At 49.9% G+C, this 23,967-nt stretch carries 14 protein-coding genes, 7 tRNA genes, 3 rRNA genes and 1 pseudogene; 3 read left to right on the top strand and 22 right to left on the bottom strand.

What is annotated here, in order from left to right; translation table 11 throughout:
- Window positions 1-56: 56 nt before the first annotated feature.
- From rpsL to AOC34_RS00150, 19 genes and pseudogenes are all read right to left on the bottom strand, one after another.
- Window positions 57-437, bottom strand: coding sequence for a 30S ribosomal protein S12 (gene rpsL / locus AOC34_RS00240; RefSeq protein ID WP_108468237.1), 381 nt, complete (start codon window positions 435-437; stop codon window positions 57-59).
- Between the two features lie 189 nt (window positions 438-626).
- Window positions 627-4,886, bottom strand: coding sequence for a DNA-directed RNA polymerase subunit beta' (gene rpoC, locus AOC34_RS00235; protein ID WP_108468236.1), 4,260 nt, complete (start codon window positions 4,884-4,886; stop codon window positions 627-629).
- A gap of 1 nt (window position 4,887) precedes the next feature.
- Entirely contained in the window at window positions 4,888-8,988 is a 4,101-nt protein-coding gene (gene rpoB, locus AOC34_RS00230; protein ID WP_108468235.1) for a DNA-directed RNA polymerase subunit beta, read from the bottom strand.
- Between the two features lie 235 nt (window positions 8,989-9,223).
- Window positions 9,224-9,601: a 50S ribosomal protein L7/L12 gene (rplL, locus tag AOC34_RS00225; RefSeq protein ID WP_108468234.1), complete on the bottom strand. Its 378-nt coding sequence runs from the start codon at window positions 9,599-9,601 to the stop codon at window positions 9,224-9,226.
- Between the two features lie 138 nt (window positions 9,602-9,739).
- Window positions 9,740-10,258 (bottom strand): annotated as a pseudogene (gene rplJ / locus AOC34_RS00220) (50S ribosomal protein L10); the annotation flags it as partial.
- Between the two features lie 235 nt (window positions 10,259-10,493).
- Window positions 10,494-11,195 (bottom strand): 50S ribosomal protein L1, encoded by a 702-nt coding sequence (rplA, locus tag AOC34_RS00215; RefSeq protein ID WP_108468232.1) that lies wholly within the window; start codon window positions 11,193-11,195, stop codon window positions 10,494-10,496.
- A complete protein-coding gene (gene rplK / locus AOC34_RS00210; RefSeq protein WP_108468231.1) occupies window positions 11,195-11,626 on the bottom strand; it encodes a 50S ribosomal protein L11 in 432 nt (143 codons plus the stop codon). The genes rplA and rplK overlap by 1 nt, the downstream gene beginning before the upstream one ends.
- Window positions 11,627-11,775: 149 nt before the next feature.
- Window positions 11,776-12,348, bottom strand: coding sequence for a transcription termination/antitermination protein NusG (nusG, locus tag AOC34_RS00205; protein ID WP_108468230.1), 573 nt, complete (start codon window positions 12,346-12,348; stop codon window positions 11,776-11,778).
- A gap of 7 nt (window positions 12,349-12,355) precedes the next feature.
- Window positions 12,356-12,733, bottom strand: coding sequence for a preprotein translocase subunit SecE (secE, locus tag AOC34_RS00200; protein ID WP_108468229.1), 378 nt, complete (start codon window positions 12,731-12,733; stop codon window positions 12,356-12,358).
- A 19-nt stretch (window positions 12,734-12,752) separates the two neighbouring features.
- Window positions 12,753-12,828, bottom strand: a tRNA-Trp gene (locus tag AOC34_RS00195).
- Between the two features lie 17 nt (window positions 12,829-12,845).
- Complete coding sequence (gene tuf / locus AOC34_RS00190) at window positions 12,846-14,036, bottom strand: elongation factor Tu (RefSeq protein WP_108468228.1); 1,191 nt, start codon at window positions 14,034-14,036, stop codon at window positions 12,846-12,848.
- Window positions 14,037-14,111: 75 nt separating this feature from the next.
- Window positions 14,112-14,186: transfer RNA gene (locus AOC34_RS00185), tRNA-Thr, on the bottom strand.
- Window positions 14,187-14,211: 25 nt separating this feature from the next.
- A tRNA-Gly gene (locus AOC34_RS00180) sits at window positions 14,212-14,285 on the bottom strand.
- A gap of 76 nt (window positions 14,286-14,361) precedes the next feature.
- Window positions 14,362-14,447, bottom strand: a tRNA-Tyr gene (locus AOC34_RS00175).
- A gap of 104 nt (window positions 14,448-14,551) precedes the next feature.
- Window positions 14,552-14,665: ribosomal RNA gene (rrf, locus tag AOC34_RS00170) — 5S ribosomal RNA — on the bottom strand.
- Between the two features lie 103 nt (window positions 14,666-14,768).
- A 23S ribosomal RNA gene (locus AOC34_RS00165) occupies window positions 14,769-17,642 on the bottom strand.
- Window positions 17,643-17,890: 248 nt separating this feature from the next.
- A tRNA-Ala gene (locus tag AOC34_RS00160) sits at window positions 17,891-17,966 on the bottom strand.
- Between the two features lie 30 nt (window positions 17,967-17,996).
- Window positions 17,997-18,073 (bottom strand) — tRNA-Ile (locus AOC34_RS00155).
- 59 nt (window positions 18,074-18,132) lie between these two features.
- Window positions 18,133-19,665, bottom strand: a 16S ribosomal RNA gene (locus AOC34_RS00150).
- Together the 16S, 23S and 5S rRNA genes with 5 tRNA genes alongside form the textbook arrangement of a ribosomal RNA operon.
- Before the next feature lie 427 nt (window positions 19,666-20,092).
- Here AOC34_RS00150 and AOC34_RS00145 point away from each other — a divergent pair.
- Complete coding sequence (locus tag AOC34_RS00145; protein WP_108468227.1) at window positions 20,093-20,743, top strand: GNAT family N-acetyltransferase; 651 nt, start codon at window positions 20,093-20,095, stop codon at window positions 20,741-20,743.
- Between the two features lie 48 nt (window positions 20,744-20,791).
- Here the strand turns inward: AOC34_RS00145 and AOC34_RS00140 are convergent, their stop codons facing one another.
- Window positions 20,792-21,433: a BON domain-containing protein gene (locus AOC34_RS00140; protein ID WP_108468226.1), complete on the bottom strand. Its 642-nt coding sequence runs from the start codon at window positions 21,431-21,433 to the stop codon at window positions 20,792-20,794.
- A gap of 12 nt (window positions 21,434-21,445) precedes the next feature.
- The gene (locus tag AOC34_RS00135) at window positions 21,446-22,048 is read right to left on the bottom strand and encodes a phosphoheptose isomerase (RefSeq protein WP_108468225.1); all 603 of its coding nucleotides are present in this window, start codon (window positions 22,046-22,048) and stop codon (window positions 21,446-21,448) included.
- 103 nt (window positions 22,049-22,151) lie between these two features.
- Between AOC34_RS00135 and rsmI the strand changes: the two genes are divergently transcribed.
- The gene (gene rsmI, locus AOC34_RS00130; protein ID WP_234408106.1) at window positions 22,152-23,057 is read left to right on the top strand and encodes a 16S rRNA (cytidine(1402)-2'-O)-methyltransferase; all 906 of its coding nucleotides are present in this window, start codon (window positions 22,152-22,154) and stop codon (window positions 23,055-23,057) included.
- 40 nt (window positions 23,058-23,097) lie between these two features.
- On the opposite strand, the gene AOC34_RS00125 is transcribed toward rsmI, so the two are convergent.
- On the bottom strand, window positions 23,098-23,625 hold the full coding sequence (locus AOC34_RS00125) for a c-type cytochrome (protein ID WP_108468224.1): 528 nt from the start codon (window positions 23,623-23,625) through the stop codon (window positions 23,098-23,100).
- Between the two features lie 106 nt (window positions 23,626-23,731).
- On the opposite strand from AOC34_RS00125, the gene AOC34_RS00120 reads away from it, so the two are divergent.
- Window positions 23,732-23,807: transfer RNA gene (locus AOC34_RS00120), tRNA-Arg, on the top strand.
- Window positions 23,808-23,967 lie beyond the last annotated feature (160 nt).

Here is a 23,967-nt window from a genome sequence, read left to right as displayed (position 1 = left end):
TTTAAAGTCCGGCAATAAATGACTTAATGCTGAATTACTAAACTACTTCAATGCAATTACGCTGATTTCTTAGCGCGCTTTGCACCGTACTTAGAACGCGATTGCTTACGGTCTTTAACGCCCTGCAAGTCCAGCGATCCACGAACGATGTGGTAACGAACGCCTGGTAAATCCTTTACACGACCACCACGGATCAATACAACCGAGTGCTCCTGCAAGTTATGGCCTTCACCGCCGATGTACGAAATTACTTCGAAACCATTGGTTAAGCGAACTTTGGCGACTTTACGCAGCGCAGAGTTTGGCTTTTTAGGGGTTGTCGTATACACACGTGTGCACACACCACGGCGTTGCGGGCTGTTTTGCAACGCAGGGCTCTTACTTTTAACGGTCAGCCGTGTTCTTGGCTTGCGTAATAACTGATTAATTGTCGGCATAAAATGGCTCGGTTAATAATTCTTTAAGTACTGCTGTAATGCTTTCTTTAGGAAAATCAAGGACTTAGAATATTTCTAAGTAAACTAGACCCCCTACTGAACAAGTAGAACTCAGCATTCTAGCTTGGCCAGCCCCTCCCGTCAACTGAATGCGGGAGAAACTGGCCAATTCGCATCGAATACAGAGAATTACGCCTGATCTGACTCCCCAGCAGGAGCAGCCGCCTCAGCCTCAACTTCAGGCATATTGGCCATTGCTTCCTCTTCGGCGGCAATCATTTGCGCACGATCACGCTCAAATTGCTCTCTGACCTTGCGTGCACGGCGATACGCCAAGCCGGTACCTGCAGGGATCAAACGACCAATAATGACGTTTTCCTTGAGGCCACGCAGTGTATCGGTCTTGCCCATAATGGCGGCTTCGGTCAATACACGGGTTGTCTCTTGGAAGGACGCGGCAGAAATGAAGCTGTCGGTCGACAAAGAAGCTTTGGTAATACCCAATAAGATGTTCTCAAATTGAGCAGGATGCTTGCCTTCTGCGACAACGCGATCATTTGCGTCATACAACTTCGAGCGCTCGACCTGTTCACCGGTGATGAAATCGGTATCGCCTGGATCGGTAATCTGAACACGACGCAGCATCTGGCGAACAATCACCTCGATGTGCTTATCGTTAATCTTCACACCTTGTAGGCGATATACGTCCTGCACTTCATCCACAATGTAGATTGCGAGCTCTTCGATGCCTTTGAGCTGAATGATGTCATGTGGATCGGCTGGGCCTTCCACAATCATTTCGCCTTTATTCACCACCTGGCCGTCATGAACGAGCACTTGCTTCTCTTTCGGAATCAAGAATTCATTCGCTTCGCCATCCATATCGGTAATCACCAAGCGCTGCTTGCCTTTGGTTTCTTTACCGAAGGAAACGGTTCCAGTGACTTTAGCTAATACGGCAGCATCTTTTGGTGAGCGCGCCTCGAACAACTCAGCAACGCGTGGCAGACCGCCGGTAATGTCGCGTGTCTTCTGTGATTCGATTGGAATACGCGCCAACACTTCACCCACCTCGACTTTTTGACCATCCTTCACGGTGATCAAAGCGCCGACTTGCAGGCCAATGGTGACGGGGTGGTCTGTGCCAGAAATCAGCACTTCATTACCCTTGTCATCGACCAAGTTGATGACTGGGCGAACGCCTTTGCTTGCTGCAGAGCGGCGCTTGCCATCAATCACCACCAAGGTGGAGAGGCCAGTTACTTCGTCAACCTGCTTGGCTACGGTAACGCCTTCTTCGACGTTATCAAAACGAGCGACCCCCGCATATTCAGAAACGATTGGACGGGTTAATGGATCCCAGGTTGCTAAGCTTGCGCCAGCCTTAACAGCAGCACCCTCTTTAAGCAACAGAGTTGCACCATATGGAACTTTGTGACGCTCACGCTCACGGCCGTTGTCATCCACGATCAAGGCTTCGCCCGAACGTGAAATCACAATCTGCTCACCTTTGGCGTTTTTAACCACGCGCAAGGTTGCCGAGAATTTCAAGGCGCCATTGGATTTCGCCTCAACGTTGCTTGCTACCAATGCACGCGACGCTGCACCACCGATGTGGAAGGTACGCATTGTGAGCTGTGTACCTGGCTCACCAATCGACTGAGCAGCAATCACACCAACTGCCTCGCCCACGTTCACCAAGCCGCCACGACCTAAGTCACGGCCATAGCACTTAGCGCAAAGACCATAGCGTGTTTCGCAGGACAATACGGTACGCACTTTTACTTCATCAATACCAAGTCCGACGATTTCGTCAACATGATCTTCATCGAGCAAGGTGTCATTTTTAACGATGACTTCTTGCGTATCGGGATGAACGATATCGCCGATGCAAACGCGACCCAAAATACGGTCACGCAATGCTTCGATGATTTCGCCGCCCTCAACCAAGGCCTTCATGGTTACGCCATTGGTTGCGCCGCAATCTTCCTCGATCACAACCAAGTCTTGAGTCACATCGCACAAACGGCGTGTCAAATAACCTGAGTTCGCTGTTTTCAGTGCAGTATCAGCCAAGCCTTTACGAGCGCCGTGGGTTGAAATGAAGTACTGCAATACATTCAAGCCTTCGCGGAAGTTCGCTGTAATAGGGGTTTCAATGATCGAGCCATCAGGCTTTGCCATCAAACCACGCATACCAGCCAACTGACGAATCTGAGCTGCCGAACCGCGCGCGCCAGAATCGGCCATCATGTAGATGGAGTTAAAGGATTCTTGACGTGCTGTTTTACCGTTACGGTCGAGTACATCGACAAACGACAACTCGTCCATCATGGCCTTGCCCACTTGATCGCCCGCAGCACCCCAAATATCAACCACGTTGTTATAACGCTCTTGATTGGTTACGAGACCTGACATGAATTGCTTGTCGTACTCTTTTACCTTGGTGGATGCTTCGGTAATGATGCGCTCTTTGGACGATGGAATCAGCATATCGTCAATTGCAATCGAGATACCAGCCTTAGTCGCCAAGCGGAAGCCAGACTGCAAGAGGCGATCAGCAAAGATCACTGTATCGCGCAGTCCACACTTGCGGAACGACGTATTAATCAGGCGTGAGATTTCTTTTTTCTTCAGCGGCTTGTTGATTTCCTCGAAAGACATGCCCTTAGGCAAAATCTCCGACAACATCGCGCGACCTACCGAGGTTTGATAAATCTTGGTCTTCTCAGCAAAACGGGCATCGCCCTCTGCCTTTTTATCCACAATCTCAAACTCAGTAATACGAACAGCAACGCGGGATGCGATTTCAACAACACCGGCCTCATGCGCACGAATCACTTCAGTGATGTTGGCAAATACCATGCCCTCACCCTTGCCGTTAATCTTGTCGCGCGTGGCGTAATAAAGACCCAAAACCACGTCCTGTGAAGGAACGATGGAAGGCTCGCCGTTGGCTGGGAACAACACGTTATTCGATGCCAACATTAATGTGCGTGCTTCCATTTGCGCTTCGAGCGACAACGGAACGTGAACCGCCATTTGGTCACCGTCAAAGTCGGCGTTAAATGCCGCGCAGACGAGTGGGTGCAATTGAATCGCCTTGCCCTCAATCAGCATTGGCTCAAACGCCTGAATACCCAAACGGTGCAATGTAGGCGCACGGTTGAGCATGATTGGGTGCTCGCGAATGACTTCTTCGAGAATATCCCAAACGATTGGCGTCTGACTTTCAACTTCTTTCTTCGCCGCCTTAATGGTGGTTGCGATTCCTAAAGTCTCGAGCTTATTAAAAATGAAGGGCTTGAATAACTCCAAGGCCATCAATTTTGGCAAGCCGCACTGGTGCAATTTCAATGTTGGGCCAACCACGATGACCGAACGGCCAGAGTAGTCAACGCGCTTGCCGAGCAAGTTCTGACGGAAACGACCGCTCTTACCTTTGATCATCTCAGCCAAGGACTTGAGAGGACGCTTGTTAGCGCCTGTCATGGCCTTACCGCGACGACCGTTGTCGAGCAATGAATCCACCGCTTCTTGCAGCATGCGTTTTTCGTTACGAACGATGATCTCTGGTGCGCGCAGCTCCAACAAACGCTTTAAACGGTTGTTACGGTTAATTACGCGACGATAGAGGTCGTTCAAATCAGAGGTAGCAAAGCGACCGCCATCGAGTGGCACCAATGGGCGCAACTCAGGTGGCAATACTGGCAACACTTCCATGATCATCCAGTCAGGCTTAATGCCTGAAGTCTGGAACGCCTCGAGCACTTTTAAGCGCTTGGCGTATTTCTTGATCTTGGCATCGCTACCAGTGGCTTTTAAATCCGCACGAATGGTTTCTACTTCGCGGTCAATATCAATGCCGCGCAAGAGATCACGAATGCCTTCTGCGCCCATGATGGCCGTGAATGCACCGTCACCATACTCTTCTGTCTTAGCGTAATACTCGTCTTCAGACATGATCTGACCGCGCTTCATCGCGCCTTCAGGCGTCATGCCAGGATCGACTACGACATAAGCTTCAAAGTAGAGAACGCGCTCGATGTCCCGTAAGGTCATATCGAGAACCATGCCCAAACGGGATGGCAAGGACTTCAAGAACCAAATGTGTGCAACTGGGGCCGCCAACTCAATGTGGCCCATGCGCTCACGACGTACCTTAGCGAGGGTAACTTCAACACCGCACTTCTCGCAGATAACGCCACGGAACTTTAAGCGCTTGTACTTGCCGCATAAGCACTCGTAGTCTTTGGTGGGTCCAAAAATCTTGGCGCAGAATAAACCATCACGCTCGGGCTTAAAAGTCCGGTAGTTGATGGTTTCTGGTTTGCGTACTTCACCAAAAGACCATGAGCGAATTTTCTCAGGAGATGCGAGGCCAATCTTGATGACATCAAACTGCTCATCACCCTGCGTTTGCTTAAATAAATCGAGCAATGCTTTCATATCAGTTGCGCTCCATGTCAATGTCAATACCCAACGAACGGATTTCTTTTACCAGTACGTTGAAGGATTCGGGCATGCCAGCATCAATCGTGTGCTCGCCCTTGACGATGTTTTCGTAAACCTTAGTACGGCCTGCGACGTCATCGGACTTCACTGTCAGCATTTCCTGCAAGACATAGGAAGCGCCGTATGCTTCGAGGGCCCAGACTTCCATCTCACCAAAGCGCTGACCACCGAACTGCGCTTTACCGCCGAGAGGCTGCTGCGTTACCAAGGAGTATGGTCCGGTTGAACGGGCATGCATCTTGTCATCCACTAAGTGGTGGAGCTTCAAGACGTGCATGACACCAACCGTAACTGGGCGCTCAAACTGATCGCCAGTACGGCCGTCGCACAGAATCATCTGTTGACGCGATGGAGTCATTTTGAGGGACTCTGCAACATCAGCAGGATAGGCCAACTCCAACATGCGGCCGATTTCTGATTCGGTTGCGCCATCAAATACTGGCGTAGCAAATGGTAAGCCTTGGCGTAAATTCTCAGCCAGTACTGTAATTTGCTCGTCGGTAAAGTTATCGATGTCTTCGATTCGGCCAGTCTCGTTGTAAAGCTGCTTGAGGAACTTGCGTAGCTCGGCTTGCTTTACGTGCTCCTTGACCATCGCATCAATGCGTTTACCAATACCCTGGGCTGCCCAACCTAAATGGGTTTCCAGAATCTGGCCCACGTTCATGCGGGACGGTACGCCAAGTGGATTGAGGACAATGTCAACTGCACGGCCATCGGCCATAAACGGCATATCTTCTGCTGGCGCAATCTTAGAGACCACGCCTTTATTACCGTGACGGCCGGCCATCTTGTCGCCAGGCTGCAGACGACGCTTAACAGCCAAGTACACCTTAACCATCTTGGTTACGCCAGGCTGCAAATCATCGCCTTGCGTGAGCTTGGTGCGCTTTTCTTCAAAAGCCTCATCAAACTGTTTGCGCTTGGCTTCGATCGACGACTTAATCGCTTCTACTTGAGTAGCAACATCGTCGTCTGCTGGACGAATATCAAACCAATGGTATTTATCCAAGTCGCCAAGGTAAGCCTTGTCAATCTTGGTGCCTTTAGCTAGTTTCTTAGGGCCGCCATTGGCTACTTTGCCAATGAGCAACTTTTCTAAACGCATGAAGGCATCGCCCTCAACAATACGCAGCTGGTCATTTAAGTCCAGGCGATAGCGCTGCAATTCTTCCTGAATAATCGACTGAGCACGAACATCGCGCTCAATGCCTTCACGGGTGAAGACTTGAACGTCGATAACGGTACCAATCATGCCGGAAGGAACGCGCAGGGATGTGTCTTTTACATCCGAGGCCTTCTCACCGAAAATGGCGCGCAGCAACTTCTCTTCTGGCGTTAAGGTAGTTTCACCTTTTGGCGTTACTTTACCAACCAGAACATCACCTGCTTCGACTTCAGCACCGATATAAACAATACCGCTTTCATCCAGGCGGGAAAGTTGTGACTCTGCCAAATTGGAAATATCGCGTGTAATCTCTTCCGAGCCTAGCTTGGTGTCACGGGCAACAACCGACAACTCTTCAATGTGAATCGAAGTGTAGCGATCGTCCGCAACGACCTTCTCAGAGATCAAGATGGAGTCTTCGAAGTTGTAACCGTTCCATGGCATAAATGCCACAGTCATGTTTTGACCTAAAGCCAATTCACCTAAATCGGTCGATGCGCCGTCAGCAACGACGTCGCCACGTTCAACACGGTCGCCAACCTGAACGATTGGACGCTGATTGATATTGGTATTTTGGTTTGAGCGGGTGTACTTAATGAGATTGTAAATATCTACGCCCACTTCGCCAGCCGCTGTTTCGTCGTCGTTGACACGAATCACAATACGATTCGCATCCACGTAGTCCACGATACCGCCGCGGGTTGCCAATACAACCGTGCCGGAATCCACCGCCACAATACGCTCAAGGCCTGTACCAACCAAAGGCTTATCTGGACGCAAGCATGGAACCGCTTGACGCTGCATGTTCGCACCCATCAAGGCGCGGTTTGCATCATCGTGCTCCAAGAACGGAACAAGCGAAGCAGCTGCAGAAACGATTTGGCTTGGAGCAACGTCAATGAAATCAATGCGCTCTGGGCTCACCATCATGGTCTCGCCTGCCTGACGCGCCGACACCAACTCATCGGCTAACTTACCGTTTTTGTCGATCGTTGCATTGGCCTGCGCAATCACATACTTTGCCTCCTCAATCGCCGAGAGGTAAACCACTTCGTCGCTTACCTTGCTATTAGCAACCTTGCGATAAGGCGTCTCTAAGAAACCATGCTCATTCAAGCGCGCAAATAACGCGAGTGAATTGATCAGACCAATGTTTGGTCCTTCCGGCGTTTCGATTGGGCAAACACGTCCGTAGTGGGTTGGATGCACGTCGCGCACTTCAAAGCCTGCGCGCTCACGTGTCAAGCCACCTGGTCCCAATGCAGAAATACGACGCTTGTGCGTGATTTCAGACAATGGGTTGGTTTGATCCATAAACTGGGATAACTGTGAAGAGCCGAAGAACTCACGAATCGCCGAAGAAATTGGCTTACTATTAATCAAATCATGCGGCATCAGGTTTTCGGTTTCGGCTTGGCCGAGACGCTCTTTAACCGCACGCTCAACACGTGACAAACCAGCGCGGAATTGGTTTTCAGCCAATTCGCCAACGCAGCGAACGCGACGATTACCGAGGTGATCGATGTCATCCACTTCGCCTTTGCCGTTACGCAAGTCAACGAGGGACTTAATGGTGTCGAGAATATCTTCGTTCGACAGAACCATTGGTCCTTCCATTTCGGAACGACCAAGGCGGCTGTTGACCTTCATACGGCCGACGCGCGATAAATCGTAGCTGTCTTCGCTGTAGAACAAACGCTGAAACAAAGCCTCAACCGCATCTTCGGTTGGTGGCTCACCAGGACGCATCATGCGATAAATCGCAATCCGTGCCGCTGTTTGATCAGCAGTTTCGTCTGTGCGCAATGTCTGCGAGATGTACGCGCCTGAATCCAGGTCATTGGTATAAATGGTTTCGAGTTGCTTAATGCCCGCATCGCGCAAAGAAGCCAAGAGCTCCTCGGTGATTTCATCATTGGCATAGGCCAATAACTCGCCCGAATCCGGATCAATAATATTTTTAGCAACTACGCGGCCAACCAAATAGTCATCTGGAACGATGATGGTTTTGGTTTTTGCGGCTTCCAGTTCGCGAATGTGCTTTGCGTTAATGCGCTTGTCTTTTTGAACAACAACAACACCATTCTTATCGAGCACATCAAAGTTAGCCAACTGACCACGCAAACGCTCTGGAACAAATTCCATCGATGCGCCATTTTGGCTCAGCGTAAAGTGATCGAAGTTAAAGAAGTTAGCCAAAATTTGCTCATTGGTTAAGCCAATGGCTTTGAGCAAAATGGTGACGGGCATCTTACGACGGCGGTCAACACGGAAATACAAAATGTCTTTTGGATCAAACTCGAAATCGAGCCATGAACCACGGTAAGGAATGATGCGTGCTGAGAACAACAACTTACCTGAGCTATGTGTCTTACCCTTGTCGTGCTCAAAGAACACGCCAGGTGAGCGATGCAGCTGCGAAACAATTACGCGCTCTGTGCCATTGATCACAAAAGAACCGTTTTCGGTCATGAGTGGAATTTCACCCATGTAGACTTCGCTCTCTTTTACTTCTTTTACCTTGGTAGGCGCTTCGCGATCATAAATAATCAAGCGAACTTTAGCGCGCAATGCCGAGTGGTAGGTATAGCCACGCTGCTGGCACTCTTTAACGTCAAAAGGCGGTTGCGACAATTGGAACGACACGTATTCCATACGTGCGTAGCCATTGTTCGAGACAATTGGGAATGCTGATGTAAAGGCGGCCTGTAAACCCTCATTAATGCGGGTTGCCGGCGCTTTATCAGCCTGTAAAAATTTAGCGTAAGACTCCAGCTGCGTTGCGATCAGGTAAGGAACCTGGTGATTGTTTACTCGCTTAGCAAAGCTTTTACGGACTCGCTTGCGTTCGGTGAAGCTATAGTTCATTTCATCTCCGAATTCAGCGACTGAGCAAAGATTTGGCGGCTGGCCTCTACCAACCACTGGCGGACAACACTAAATCGCATGGATTCAGTGCCCGACCAAACTTGTCTTCTGCAGTCGTATCAGAAGGCAAACCCGATATCAATCACTCTGACTGAAATGAAATCGGGTTTGACCTCTAAAGATCAAACCAAAATAAGCCGGGGCCTTAAATTCAGGGCACCAGCCTATATTTGTATTACTTAAGCTCTGACTTAGCGCCGGCTTCGTCGAGTTTCTTCTTGGCTTCTTCGGCAGTCTTTTTATCAACGCCTTCTTTAACTGGCTTTGGTGCACCATCAACCAAGTCTTTGGCTTCTTTGAGGCCAAGACCAGTGATTTCGCGAACCGCCTTAATAACGGCAACCTTGTTTGCGCCAGCCTCAAGGAGGTTAACGGTAAATTCGGTTTGCTCTTCAGCAGCTGCGCCACCACCGCCGGCGCCAGCTGGCCCTGCAACTGCCATTGCTGCAGCAGAAACGCCAAACTTCTCTTCAAATGCCTTAACGAGGTCGTTCAGGTCCATTACAGACATGCTACCTACTGCTTCAATAATTTCTTCTTTGGTAATCGCCATTTTTAGCTCCTAATACTTAAATAGTTAGTCCAGCGCTTATTCAGCGGCAGGGGTTTGAACACTTGACTCGGCTCCAGCTTCTGGGCTTGCTGCAGGCTCAGCACTTGCTTCTGGGGCAGCTGCGGGAGCGGCTGCTTCAGCTACAGGCGCGGCTACGGGAGCAGGTGCTCCTTCAGCTTTTTGCGCTGCTACTGCGCCCAATACGCGAGCCATTGCAGAAACAGGTGCCAGCATCACACCGAGTAACTGCGACAACAACTCATCGCGGCTTGGAATTGTTGCCAGGGCTTTTACGCCTGCAACGTCGAGCAATTTGCCGTTGTAAAGGCCGGCTTTAATGACTAGCTGATCTTGCGTTTTGGCAAAGTTCTGCAACACTTTTGCCGAAGCAATCGGGTCTGCGGAAATACCATAAATCAAGGGGCCAACCATCGAATCAGCAAGTGGCTCAAACTGAGTGCCTTGCGCTGCACGGCGCGCCAATGTGTTCTTCAAAACGCGAAGATAAACACCTTGGTCACGCGCGCTAGCACGAAGCTTTGTCAATTGCTCAACTGGAATACCACGGTATTCAGCAAGCACGACAGTTTGGGCCGCCGCCAATTGAGCGCCGACATCAGCAACGATTGCTTTTTTGTCTTCTACATTCAAAGGCACGGTTTAACTCCATAAAAACCAACTGTTTCCAGTTGGGGTTGCACACCAGCGTCTGATATATCAATCACAATTTATGTGAAATCGGTTTCAGGGTCGCCATCTGCGTTGGTCACTGCTTTCGCAACAATTAAGAATCCATTCATCTTTCAATGCACAGACTCACCAACGGTCTTTGATGTTCGACTCTCGCTAATGGGAGCCAAGAGTCGACCCAAAGTTCTTTTTTACAAACAGCTTATTGAGCTGCCTGCAGTGATGCTTGATCAACACGTACGCCCGCACCCATGGTGCTGCTTACGGCAACCTTCTTTAAATAGATGCCTTTTGATGCTGGTGGCTTCGCTTTATTGAGCGCCTCCAGCAATGCCATTAAGTTGCTCTTGAGCGCTGTTGGCTCAAAGGAACGACGACCAATGGTGGCGTGCACAATACCGGCTTTATCAACACGGAACTGGACTTGACCGGCTTTTGCATTCTTCACAGCAGTTGCAACATCCGGGGTTACGGTGCCAACCTTTGGATTAGGCATCAAGCCACGTGGGCCCAGCACCTGACCTAAAGTACCTACAATCTTCATGGTGTCAGGAGAGGCAATCAAAATATCAAAGTCAATTTTTCCGGCTTTGATTTGCTCTGCCAAATCTTCCATGCCAACAATTTCTGCGCCAGCTGCTTTGGCTTGTTCTGCCTTTTCGCCTTGCGCAAAAACCGCTACGCGAACGTGCTTACCGGTGCCCGCTGGCAATACCACTGCGCCGCGAACCACTTGATCGGATTTTTTTGCATCAATGCCGAGCTGAACAGCAACGTCGATTGACTCATCGAATTTGGCTGTTGCGCACTCTTTCACCAGGCTCAACGCCTCGTCGAGCGGATAGAATTTATTGCGGTCAACCTTGGACTGAATTGCTTTTACGCGCTTAGAAATTTTCATGATTAGACTCCTTCCACAGTAATGCCCATGGAGCGGGCGCTTCCAGCGATGGTGCGCACAGCGGCGTCCATGTCAGCTGCTGTTAAGTCAGGCATTTTTGCCTTGGCAATTTCTTCTGCTTGTGCACGTGTAATGCTTCCGACCTTGTCGGTATGTGGACGTGGTGAGCCTTTTTCAATCTTGGCCGCTTTCTTAATGAACACAGTCGCAGGAGGCGTCTTCATCACAAAGGTGAAGCTCTTGTCTGCAAACGCTGTAATCACAACTGGAATTGGGAGACCTGGCTCCATGCTCTGCGTTTGCGCATTAAACGCTTTGCAGAATTCCATAATATTGAGACCGCGCTGACCCAAGGCTGGGCCTACGGGTGGGGATGGATTTGCTTTACCTGCAGGAATCTGCAGCTTAATAAAGCCAATAATCTTCTTTGCCATGTGTTGCTCCTAAAAGCGCGCCTCACCTCATTAGGAAAGACCGCTGTTGAGTAAACGCTTTGCTAGTTTTTGGCTTACTAGCTCCGCTCCTCGGTTATTGCTAACCACTTAAAACTACTGCACTGCAAAACCGGACTAAGTCCTTGTTTTTACATCTTTTCTACTTGGCCGAACTCCAGCTCAACTGGGGTGCCGCGGCCAAAAATTGTAACAGAAACGCGTAATCTTGACTTCTCATAATTCACTTCTTCGACGTTTCCGTTGAAATCGGTAAATGGACCTTCTTTGACACGAACCATTTCACCCACCTCAAATAGCGTCTTGGGCTTGGGTTTATCCACCCCGGCCTGCATTTGATCCATGATTTTGGTCACTTCTGCAGTGGAAATCGGGCTTGGGCGATTGCGTACACCACCAACAAAACCGGTCACTTTTGGCGTGTTTTTCACCAAATGCCACGATTCATCGGTCATTTCCATCTCAATCAGTACATATCCGGGGAAAAAACGGCGCTCGGAGACCGACTTTTGACCTGCCTTTATCTCCACGACCTCTTCCGACGGAACAAGGATGCGGCCAAATTTATCGGTCATTTCAGAGCGTGCAATACGCTCTTCCAGGCCTTTTTTAACGCTTTTTTCCATTCCAGAGTAAGCATGGATGACATACCAGCGCATATTGCCGGTTGCCTGTGGATTCGTGGCTAATTCTGAATCAGTCATTTTTTACTCACTTCCAGCCTAAGAATACGGAAAACACAAGCCATTCAATTAATTTGTCTGCAAGCCACAAGAAAAGCGACATGATCACGACAAAGCCAAATACAACGAGTGTCATCTGTGTGGACTCACGACGGGTTGGCCACACCACTTTCTTTACTTCTTGCCATGAATCACCCGCGTACGCAATAAAACGGCGCCCATCGGGTGAAATGGCCACAATTAAAATAGCCAGCGCAATACCGCCAAACAGCACAGCCAAACGAATGCCCATGGAATAGTCCACCAAGGTGTAATACAACACCAGGGCTGCGACAAGCAAAATCACGGCTAGGAATGTAATCCAGCCGCTCTTTTGTTCAGTTTGATTTAGCGATTGTTGCGACATAGTCTTTTCTATTTAACTGTGGCAGGGGCGGAGGGCATCGAACCCCCAACCTTTGGTTTTGGAGACCAACGCTCTGCCAATTGAGCTACACCCCTTTATCTAATGAACTAAATTAAGCCAAAATCTTTGCTACCACGCCGGCGCCAACAGTACGGCCACCTTCACGGATCGCAAAACGCAAACCTTCTTCCATCGCGATTGGGGCGATGAGTTTGACGGTAATGCTGACGTTATCGCCCGGCATGACCATCTCTTTGTCTTTTGGCAACTCGATCGAACCCGTTACGTCCGTAGTACGGAAGTAAAACTGAGGACGGTAGTTGTTAAAGAAGGGAGTATGACGACCACCTTCGTCTTTACCTAAGATGTAAACCTCAGCAGTAAAGTGGGTGTGTGGGGTGATTGAGCCTGGCTTAGCCAATACTTGACCGCGCTCGACTTCTTCACGCTTAGTACCGCGCAATAAGATACCAACGTTATCGCCCGCTTGACCTTGGTCGAGCAATTTACGGAACATCTCAACACCAGTACAGGTTGTCTTGAGTGTTGGCTTGATACCGATGATTTCAATCTCTTCACCGACCTTAACGATACCGCGCTCAATACGGCCAGTTACTACCGTACCGCGGCCAGAGATCGAGAACACATCTTCTACTGGCATCAAGAAAGCGCCGTCAACTGCGCGCTCTGGTGTGGGGATAAAGGTATCTAAGGCTTCAGCCAATTTCATGATGGCTTCTTTGCCCAAAGGACCTTCGTCGCCATCCAAGGCTAACTTAGCAGAACCACGCACGATTGGTGTGTCATCGCCAGGGAACTTGTACTTGGAGAGAAGCTCACGCACTTCCATCTCGACGAGCTCGAGGAGTTCTTCGTCGTCCACCATGTCGCACTTGTTTAGAAAGACGATGATGTAAGGCACGCCAACTTGGCGAGCCAAGAGGATGTGCTCACGGGTTTGTGGCATTGGGCCGTCGGCTGCAGAGCAAACCAAAATAGCGCCGTCCATCTGGGCTGCGCCGGTAATCATGTTCTTCACATAGTCAGCGTGGCCTGGGCAATCGACGTGCGCATAGTGGCGGTTCGCTGTTTCATACTCAACGTGCGCGGTATTAATCGTAATACCACGTGCTTTTTCTTCTGGAGCAGCATCGATCTGATCGTATGCTTTTGCTTCGCCACCAAATGCTTTTGACAGCACGGTTGCAATTGCTGCAGTGAGGGTGGTCTTACCATGGTCAACGTGACCAATCGTACCAACGTTTACGTGCGGTTTTGTCCGCTCAAACTTTTCTTTTGCCATTTTTTTGTCTGCCTTTAAATAACTCTTTAATTAAATCAATTGCAAATGAACTGCGCGTTAACTCAACTTCAATTGTGGTGCCCATGGGCAGGATCGAACTGCCGACCTCTCCCTTACCAAGGGAGTGCTCTACCACTGAGCCACATGGGCGAATTTCCAAAATGCTCCGCAATGCTGGAGCGGGTGAAGGGAATCGAACCCTCGTCATAAGCTTGGAAGGCTTCAGCTCTACCATTGAGCTACACCCGCAGCGTATCAATTTCAATAATCTGCAACATCCCCAACTAACCCGCTTAAAACACTTAATACTTTCTTACAAAACAACTGGTGGAGAGAGTTGGATTCGAACCAACGTAGGCGTAAGCCAACAGATTTACAGTCTGCCCCCTTTAGCCGCTCGGGCATCTCTCCGGGAACCTTAAATTTTCGCCTCTTCTAGCACTGCTGTCAATCCTAAAAAGGCGTTGCACAAGTAAAAACGCCCAGACCTAAAAGGGTCTGGGCGTCGCATTGGTGCCCGGCAATTACCTACTTTCACACGGGTAATCCGCACTATCATCGGCGTTGAGTCGTTTCACGGTCCTGTTCGGGATGGGAAGGGGTGGTTCCAACTCGCTATGGTCACCGGGCGTAGAGGGTGGGCTGTAATACATCTACAACCCCATTTGAGTAAGCAATTTATTGGATAAGCGATTGAATCTCGCAAACAGCCAACACAATAGTGCTGGTTATAGGATCAAGCCTAACGGGCAATTAGTATCAGTTAGCTTAACGCATTACTGCGCTTCCACACCTGACCTATCAACGTTGTGGTCTTCAACGACCCTTTATGTAGGTTAAACCTACGGGAGATCTCATCTTCAGGCAAGTTTCCCGCTTAGATGCTTTCAGCGGTTATCTCTTCCATTCATAGCTACCCTGCGATGCTTCTGGCGAAACAACAGGTACACCAGCGGAATGTCCACTCCGGTCCTCTCGTACTAGGAGCAGCCCCCGTCAAATCTCCAACGCCCACGGCAGATAGGGACCAAACTGTCTCACGACGTTTTAAACCCAGCTCACGTACCTCTTTAAATGGCGAACAGCCATACCCTTGGGACCGGCTACAGCCCCAGGATGAGATGAGCCGACATCGAGGTGCCAAACACCGCCGTCGATATGAACTCTTGGGCGGTATCAGCCTGTTATCCCCAGAGTACCTTTTATCCGTTGAGCGATGGCCCTTCCATACAGAACCACCGGATCACTATGACCTGCTTTCGCACCTGCTCGACTTGTCGGTCTCGCAGTTAAGCACGCTTTTGCCATTGCACTTTAGGTACGATGTCCGACCGTACCAAGCGTACCTTCGTACTCCTCCGTTACACTTTGGGAGGAGACCGCCCCAGTCAAACTGCCTACCATGCACTGTTCCCGACCCGGATAACGGGCCAAGGTTAGAACCTCAAACAAACCAGGGTGGTATTTCAAGGTTGGCTCCATCAGAACTAGCATCCTGATTTCAACGCCTCCCACCTATCCTACACAGACCGGTTCAAAGTCCAATGCAAAGCTACAGTAAAGGTTCATGGGGTCTTTCCGTCTAGCCGCGGGTAGATTGCATCATCACAAACATTTCAACTTCGCTGAGTCTCAGGAGGAGACAGTGTGGCCATCGTTACGCCATTCGTGCAGGTCGGAACTTACCCGACAAGGAATTTCGCTACCTTAGGACCGTTATAGTTACGGCCGCCGTTTACTGGGACTTCAATCAAGAGCTTGCACCCCATCATTTAATCTTCCAGCACCGGGCAGGCGTCACACCCTATACGTCCACTTTCGTGTTTGCAGAGTGCTGTGTTTTTATTAAACAGTCGCAGCCACCTTTTTATTGCAACCCCTTCGTCCTCCTGTTGTTCACAGTCAAACTACAAGGGCGCACCTTATCCCGAAGTTACGGTGCAAATTTGCCGAGTTCCTTCTCCTGAGTTCTCTCAAGCGCCTTAGAATACTCATCTCGCCCACCTGTGTCGGTTTGCGGTACGGTCTTGTTAAACTGAAGCTTAGAGGCTTTTCTTGGAACCACTTCCAATTGCTTCGTGAGCAAGCTCACTCGTCCCACACCCTTGAATTACGCTACCGGATTTACCTAATAGCCATCTCCAATGCAGGAACCGGGACATCCAACACCCGGACAACTCTCCGCGATCCGTCCCCCCATCGCATTTAACAATGGTCAAGGAATATTAACCTTGTTCCCATCAGCTACGCATCTCTGCCTCGCCTTAGGGGCCGACTCACCCTACGCCGATGAACGTTGCGTAGGAAACCTTGGGCTTACGGCGAGGGGGCTTTTCACCCCCTTTATCGCTACTCATGTCAGCATTCGCACTTCTGATACCTCCAGCACGCTTTACAACGCACCTTCACAGGCTTACAGAACGCTCTCCTACCATCACATTGCTGTGATCCGCAGCTTCGGTTATATGCTTAGCCCCGTTACATCTTCCGCGCAGGACGACTCGATCAGTGAGCTATTACGCTTTCTTTAAAGGATGGCTGCTTCTAAGCCAACCTCCTGACTGTTTTAGCCTTCCCACTTCGTTTCCCACTTAGCATATATTAGGGACCTTAGCTGGCGGTCTGGGTTGTTTCCCTCTTGACACCGGACGTTAGCACCCGATGTCTGTCTCCCGTGCTTGCACTCATAGGTATTCGGAGTTTGCTATGGCGCGGTAATCCGCAATGGACCCCACAACCATGACAGTGCTCTACCCCCTACGGTGATACACGAGGCACTACCTAAATAGTTTTCGGAGAGAACCAGCTATTTCCAGTTTTGTTTAGCCTTTCACCCCTATCCACAGCTCATCCCCTAACTTTTCAACGTTAGTGGGTTCGGTCCTCCAGTACGTGTTACCGCACCTTCAACCTGGCCATGGATAGATCAACTGGTTTCGGGTCTACACCCAGCAACTAACGCCCTATTCGGACTCGCTTTCGCTACGCCTTCCCTATCCGGTTAAGCTTGCTACTGAATGTAAGTCGCTGACCCATTATACAAAAGGTACGCAGTCACCCCTTACGAGGCTCCTACTGTTTGTATGCATGCGGTTTCAGGATCTATTTCACTCCCCTCCCGGGGTTCTTTTCGCCTTTCCCTCACGGTACTTGTTCACTATCGGTCGATTACGAGTATTTAGCCTTGGAGGATGGTCCCCCCATATTCAGACAGGATTTCACGTGTCCCGCCCTACTTGTCTCTAGCCTAGTACCACCCAATAATTTTCACATACGGGACTATCACCCTTTATTGTCGGACTTTCCATTCCGTTCTGTTAATTACTGAGCTATCACTAGAAGGCTCTTCCCATTTCGCTCGCCACTACTCTGGGAATCTCGGTTGATGTCTTTTCCTCTCGCTACTTAGATGTTTCAGTTCACGAGGTTCGCTCCACACACCCTATGTATTCAGATGTGGGTGCCGCAAAAGCGGCGGGTTTCCCCATTCAGAAATCCCCGGATCAAAGCTTATTTGCCAGCTCCCCGGGGCTTATCGCAGGCTATAACGTCTTTCATCGCCTGTAATCGCCAAGGCATCCACCACATGCACTTATTCACTTGATCCTATAACGAGCACCATTGCTAGTAAACGCTATAGGTTTTACTTCTACTTCTGACATGTTTGCGCCGTAATCCAAACAAATAAAACTTATTGCTTGTATTACTGATGATTCAATCTTTACCCATACTACTTATGTTTGACGCACTCTCAAAAGATGCATCAAACGCATTGCTTACTCAAATTTTTAAAGAACAGCCATAAATGGCAAAACTAAACGTGCTGCATTCGCTTAGTTTTGACATTTAGATGATGGTGGAGGATGACGGGATCGAACCGACGACCCCCTGCTTGCAAAGCAGGTGCTCTCCCAGCTGAGCTAATCCCCCATCGACCCACTAAGTCTGTATTGCTTATGGTGGTGGGTCTGGTAGGACTTGAACCTACGACCCCCGCCTTATCAAGACGGTGCTCTAACCAGCTGAGCTACAGACCCGTGGCTTTTGTTGTCAATCGATAAGTGTGGGCACTAAAGCTACGGCATCTTTTTTCTAGAAAGGAGGTGATCCAGCCGCACCTTCCGATACGGCTACCTTGTTACGACTTCACCCCAGTCATGAACCCTGCCGTGGCAGTCGCCCTCCTTGCGGTTAGGCTAACGGCTTCTGGCAAAACCCACTCCCATGGTGTGACGGGCGGTGTGTACAAGACCCGGGAACGTATTCACCGCGACATTCTGATCCGCGATTACTAGCGATTCCAGCTTCACGTAGTCGAGTTGCAGACTACGATCCGGACTACGATGCATTTTCTGAGATTAGCTCCCCCTCGCGGGTTGGCAACCCTCTGTATGCACCATTGTATGACGTGTGAAGCCCTACCCATAAGGGCCATGAGGACTTGACGTCATCCCCACCTTCCTCCGGTTTGTCACCGGCAGTCTCTTTAGAGTGCTCTTGCGTAGCAACTAAAGACAAGGGTTGCGCTCGTTGCGGGACTTAACCCAACATCTCACGACACGAGCTGACGACAGCCATGCAGCACCTGTGTTCACTTTCCCTTACGGGCACCTAATGTATCTCTACTTCGTTAGTGACATGTCAAGGGTAGGTAAGGTTTTTCGCGTTGCATCGAATTAATCCACATCATCCACCGCTTGTGCGGGTCCCCGTCAATTCCTTTGAGTTTTAATCTTGCGACCGTACTCCCCAGGCGGCCGACTTCACGCGTTAGCTACGTTACTGAGAATGTAAATTCCCAACAACTAGTCGGCATCGTTTAGGGCGTGGACTACCAGGGTATCTAATCCTGTTTGCTCCCCACGCTTTCGTGCATGAGCGTCAGTGTTATCCCAGGGGGCTGCCTTCGCCATTGGTATTCCTCCACATATCTACGCATTTCACTGCTACACGTGGAATTCTACCCCCCTCTGACACACTCTAGTCATACAGTCACAGACGCCATTCCCAGGTTAAGCCCGGGGATTTCACGCCTGTCTTGTATAACCGCCTGCGCACGCTTTACGCCCAGTAATTCCGATTAACGCTTGCACCCTACGTATTACCGCGGCTGCTGGCACGTAGTTAGCCGGTGCTTATTCTTCAGGTACCGTCATTCGCAGACTGTGTTAGAGCTGCTGTTTCTTCCCTGACAAAAGAGCTTTACAACCCGAAGGCCTTCTTCACTCACGCGGCATTGCTGGATCAGGGTTGCCCCCATTGTCCAAAATTCCCCACTGCTGCCTCCCGTAGGAGTCTGGGCCGTGTCTCAGTCCCAGTGTGGCTGATCGTCCTCTCAGACCAGCTACTGATCGTCGCCTTGGTGGGCTTTTACCCCACCAACAAGCTAATCAGATATCGGCCGCTCTAATCGCGCGAGGCCTTACGGTCCCCCGCTTTCCCCCTCAGGGCGTATGCGGTATTAGCGCAGCTTTCGCTGCGTTATCCCCCACGATAAGGTACGTTCCGATATATTACTCACCCGTTCGCCACTCGCCACCAGGTGCAAGCACCCGTGCTGCCGTTCGACTTGCATGTGTAAGGCATGCCGCCAGCGTTCAATCTGAGCCAGGATCAAACTCTTCAGTTTAATCACTGTGAACCTTGCGGTCCGTCGCACTCATATTAGAAATTGACTTGGTTATAAAACCAAATCTTTTTACTGACATTGAGTACTGTTTATTTACATCTGTCCCGAAGGACTGGATGCTTTCACTCAGTACCCACAATTATCGATTGACTATTTTTTAAAGAGGGCCAAAACGCTTTAAATAAAAATGTTTCGGCAGAGAGGTGAGACTATGCCATGACTGTAGAGGTCTGTCAACACCTTTCGTAGTCTTTTTCCTATTATTTGCATGTTTTTTTGCAGGTTTAGCGAAATATGCATACAAATCAATAAGTTAAGAAATAGACTTTTTTTGCTGAGTTTTTAAAAATCTTCCGTCTTTTTGTTCTGAGCAAATAAACTAGGGAAAACCCTGATTTATTCCAGCCGTTCTGCTAGAGTGGTCTGAATGACACCCACACCATCCGCCGCCGCCCGCACTACAAGGCTAGCGCCCACTCCAGCAGCGCCGGTCCGCGAGCTTGACGACAGCCATGGTGCCGCCGTATTAAGGCATTTTTTGGCCTTAGAGGCTGACGACCGCCACTTGCGCTTCGGCTCGCCCACCTCGGATACGGTCATCGAGCGTTACGTAGCAAACCTGGATTTCAGCCGCGATGCGTTGTTTGGTGTTTTTAATGACGCACTGGACCTTGTCGGCATTGCGCATCTTGCGTATGTACCACCAGCTAAGGACGGCCCGCGCTTTGCGGAGTTTGGAGTTTCTGTCTTGCACGACAGCCGCCATCGCGGTCTAGGCGCAGCACTCTTAGCGCGCGCTGCTGTCCATGCACGCAATACGCACATCGATACTTTATTTGTGCATTGCTTAGCGAAAAACAAAGCGATGATGCACTTAGCGCAGAAGCTTGGTATGCGAGTGGAATTCGCTTACGGCGATGCGGATGCATATTTAATTTTGCCGCCAGTAAATGCGCAAAGTATTTTGCATGAAGCATCGCAAGAGCACATGGCGGACCTTGACTACGCCCTCAAGGCAAACCTAAAACAATCCAAACAAATGTGGCGTTGGTTTTATGGCATGCAAAGCCAACCATAAAAAATGCCCATGCATGCATGGGCATTGATGACATAAAACAAGTTGAGGTTAATTGTTTACGTTTGTGTTGGGCTGTGATCTATCTGCTTTACCTTCTTGCTCAAGACGCAGTCTTTCCGCATCGGAAATGATGTCAAAAAATACGAACACTTGTTTGACACCACTCGTATTGCTTGCCACTTTTTTTGCGCGCTCTGCTTCTGCTTTTGTCAAGATTCCCATCAAATAAACATTGCTTGCCTCGACCACAATATTCATCGAGTTGGATGGCAATTCGTTCGTAAAGATCATTTGTGTTTTGATGCGGGAGGCAAGATACGTATCGTTCGCGCGCGCAGTAAATGAACTATTTGGCCCAATCACAATTTCATTAAATACAGTACGGACGTTTTTTAAACTCTGCACATAGGCGCCTGCTGCGCCCTTGATGTCGGCGTCTTTTGCTTCGCCTGTCAACAAGACTTTTTGATTAAACGATGTGACTGTAATGTGTGCGTTATCACCATAGCGCTTGATGAGCTGATTGCCTGCCTCTAGCTGAATACCGACATCAATTGCTTGCACGCCAGGCGACCTGCGATCGGCAAGAATGGTGGTAGTTCCGGTCACCGCGCCCACCGCCAAAATTCCACACCCGCTCAGGAGCGCTGTTGCTATGAACCCAAGAGACCACTTCATCCATTGCGTCATGTGATTTCCTATTTAATCTAAGAGTAGATGATCAACGCCATCGCACAGGCTGTGCAGTAATACTAAATGCGTTTCTTGAATGCGTGCAGTGCGAGTAGAGGGAGCGCACAAATGAATGTCGTGCTCTCCTAAAAGTCCCGCTATTTTTCCGCCGCCATTGCCGGTAAGCGCAATGACGTGCATGCCAATTTTTTTTGCGGCTTCAATCGCTGCGACCACATTTTTTGAATTTCCTGATGTCGAGATCGCCAACAAGATATCGCCTTTTTTTCCAAGGCCGCGAACTTGCTTGCTAAAGATCTCGTCGTAGTGATAGTCGTTAGCGATTGCCGTTAGGATAGAACTGTCGGTGGTAAGCGCTATTGCTGCTAACTCGCGACGCTCGCGCTCAAATCGACCAAGTAATTCAGCGGCAAAATGCTGCGCGTCGGCCGCAGATCCACCGTTGCCACAAGCCAATATTTTTCCGCCCGACTGTAAGCAATTTGCCATGGCTACAACGCCTTTAGCAACATGTTCTGGTAGCAACTTTAGAGCCTCTTGCTTTACTGCGATGCTCTCAACAAAATGTGCGGATGCACGCTCGCTTAGTCGATTCAGTATTTTTGTATCCATGGCAATATTATGCGCCAAACAAAGGCCCTAATGCGCTTTATGGCCGCACAGCACGCGCCATGAATTACTCGTGCCTATTGGCTTTTTTCTGCATAATCAGTCCATGGTTACTACTAGCATGCCCAATACGTGGTCGACTGATTTTCTAAATCAGCAAGACTTCCCAGCATCTACTTTGTATATGGTCGCAACCCCCATTGGCAACTTAGGCGATATCACCTTGCGCGCACTGCATATTCTGAATGCAGTGGATGGAATTGCGTGCGAGGATACGCGCCATAGCGCGCCCCTACTGAATCACTTTGGCATACATAAGAAACGCTTGGCGCTGCATGCCCATAATGAAGCCTCTGCATCGGATACGCTGATTGGGAGCCTGCAACAAGGCGAGCGCTGGGCCTACATTTCAGATGCGGGCACGCCAGGCATATCCGACCCAGGAGCCCGTCTGGCTGCTGCTGCTGGCCTAGCTGGTTTTCGGGTTGTGCCCATACCGGGCGCAAGTGCCGTTGCTAGCGCCGTATCGGTAGGGGGTTCGGTACTCCTCCCGTCGGACGGGCAGTTTCAGTTTCTTGGCTTTTGGCCTCACAAATTGCGCGATCAGGAAGAGTGGCTAAGGCAGATTGCCCATTGCAGTAAGGCAACGGTTTTTTTTGAATCCCCGCATCAAATTGCCAATACCCTACTGAAGTTGGCGACCTGCCTTGACGACAGCCGAATGGTGATGGTGGGGCGGGAGCTAACTAAAAAATTTGAACAGGTTGTCCACTTAAGGCCCAGTCAGCTTTCCAACTGGCTGAGTGAGGCCGAGAGCCTCAAAGGCGAATTTATTGTGGTTGTTTCAGCTTCTGAGCAAAATACCAATACACCAGCCAATCATGCAGAAATATTGCGCTGGGTGGCGGCCCTCAAACCCTTCTTGGGCAGCAAAGAACTGGCGAACGTCATTTCCACGATTACGGGTATATCGAAAAAAGAGGCGTATCAGCTGGCGCTGGAGGGCAAATAAAAAAGCCGGCGATGACGCCGGCCTGTTCATTTGTGGCTGCTTACTTTGCGGCAGCCTCAGCTGGCGCTGCTGCCGGCGCTTTGGGCTCTGGAAATTTACCGCCTGCAGAGGCAGTCAAATAAACCACAGATAGGCCGAGCTCATAGTCGCTAATGTCAGCAGGGTTTGCGCCGCCGCGGGCTGGCATTGCGCCCTTGCCTTTAATCACCGAGGTTAAAAGCGCATCGTAGCCTTTGCCGAGCCTGCCGGACCAATCTCCCGCATTGTTAAAACGGGGGGCGCCAGCAGCGCCATTGGCGTGGCATGAGGCACACGCCGCTTTATAAACTGCTGCGCCGGTCTTCATTTCCCGGGGGGCGTTTGCATCGCGAAAATCGAGTTGAGCCACCGGCTTAATGAGCTGGCTGGCTGACTTAGAGGCCTCTTCGGCATCGCCGCCGGTGCGTTTGCCGTTATCAACATAAACCATTAATAACAAAATCACTATTAACGGTACAAAAAAGCTGACAAACACCATGATGATGAGTTGTTTGGGTGACTTAATCAGACTGCCGTGGTCGTTGCTCATGTTGGAGTGAACTTATTGGTTTGGGGTTAAAAAATAGACTATTGCGATTATAGCGAGTGGTTTTTGATGCAGCCACTTACAATAGGGGCTAGTTTCCACATTCTTGGCGCCCGTAGCTCAGTGGATAGAGTATTGGCCTCCGAAGCCAAGGGTCGCAGGTTCGATTCCTGCCGGGCGCACCAGCTGAACTAGGGATTTGGTTCAGCCCATGCAGAATAATGTGAAAACCTCTATGATTCATAGGTCTAACTACTGCTAATTACTGCTAACTACTGTGTCTACACACCTAAACTCAACGCTCACTGATCCGTCGATTGTTGCGCCATTAGCGCCAACGGAGCC

The sequence above is a fragment of the Polynucleobacter difficilis genome, assembly GCF_003065365.1.
GTDB lineage: Bacteria > Pseudomonadota > Gammaproteobacteria > Burkholderiales > Burkholderiaceae > Polynucleobacter > Polynucleobacter difficilis.
The sequence above is the reverse complement of the archived record's forward strand: the minus strand, read 5'-3'. Positions and strand labels throughout refer to the sequence as shown.

Bases quoted from the DNA above. Each gene is read 5' to 3' on its own strand.
- AOC34_RS00135 (WP_108468225.1), bottom strand. From the start codon at position 22,048: ATGGATACAAAAATACTGAATCGACTAAGCGAGCGTGCATCCGCACAT.
- AOC34_RS00145 (WP_108468227.1), top strand. From the start codon at position 20,093: ATGACACCCACACCATCCGCCGCCGCCCGCACTACAAGGCTAGCGCCC.
- rpoB (WP_108468235.1), bottom strand. From the start codon at position 8,988: ATGAACTATAGCTTCACCGAACGCAAGCGAGTCCGTAAAAGCTTTGCT.
- rpsL (WP_108468237.1), bottom strand. From the start codon at position 437: ATGCCGACAATTAATCAGTTATTACGCAAGCCAAGAACACGGCTGACC.
- AOC34_RS00140 (WP_108468226.1), bottom strand. From the start codon at position 21,433: ATGACGCAATGGATGAAGTGGTCTCTTGGGTTCATAGCAACAGCGCTC.
- tuf (WP_108468228.1), bottom strand. From the start codon at position 14,036: ATGGCAAAAGAAAAGTTTGAGCGGACAAAACCGCACGTAAACGTTGGT.
- rsmI (WP_234408106.1), top strand. From the start codon at position 22,152: ATGGTTACTACTAGCATGCCCAATACGTGGTCGACTGATTTTCTAAAT.
- AOC34_RS00125 (WP_108468224.1), bottom strand. From the start codon at position 23,625: ATGAGCAACGACCACGGCAGTCTGATTAAGTCACCCAAACAACTCATC.
- nusG (WP_108468230.1), bottom strand. From the start codon at position 12,348: ATGACTGATTCAGAATTAGCCACGAATCCACAGGCAACCGGCAATATG.
- rplL (WP_108468234.1), bottom strand. From the start codon at position 9,601: ATGGCGATTACCAAAGAAGAAATTATTGAAGCAGTAGGTAGCATGTCT.
- rplK (WP_108468231.1), bottom strand. From the start codon at position 11,626: ATGGCAAAGAAGATTATTGGCTTTATTAAGCTGCAGATTCCTGCAGGT.
- secE (WP_108468229.1), bottom strand. From the start codon at position 12,733: ATGTCGCAACAATCGCTAAATCAAACTGAACAAAAGAGCGGCTGGATT.
- rpoC (WP_108468236.1), bottom strand. From the start codon at position 4,886: ATGAAAGCATTGCTCGATTTATTTAAGCAAACGCAGGGTGATGAGCAG.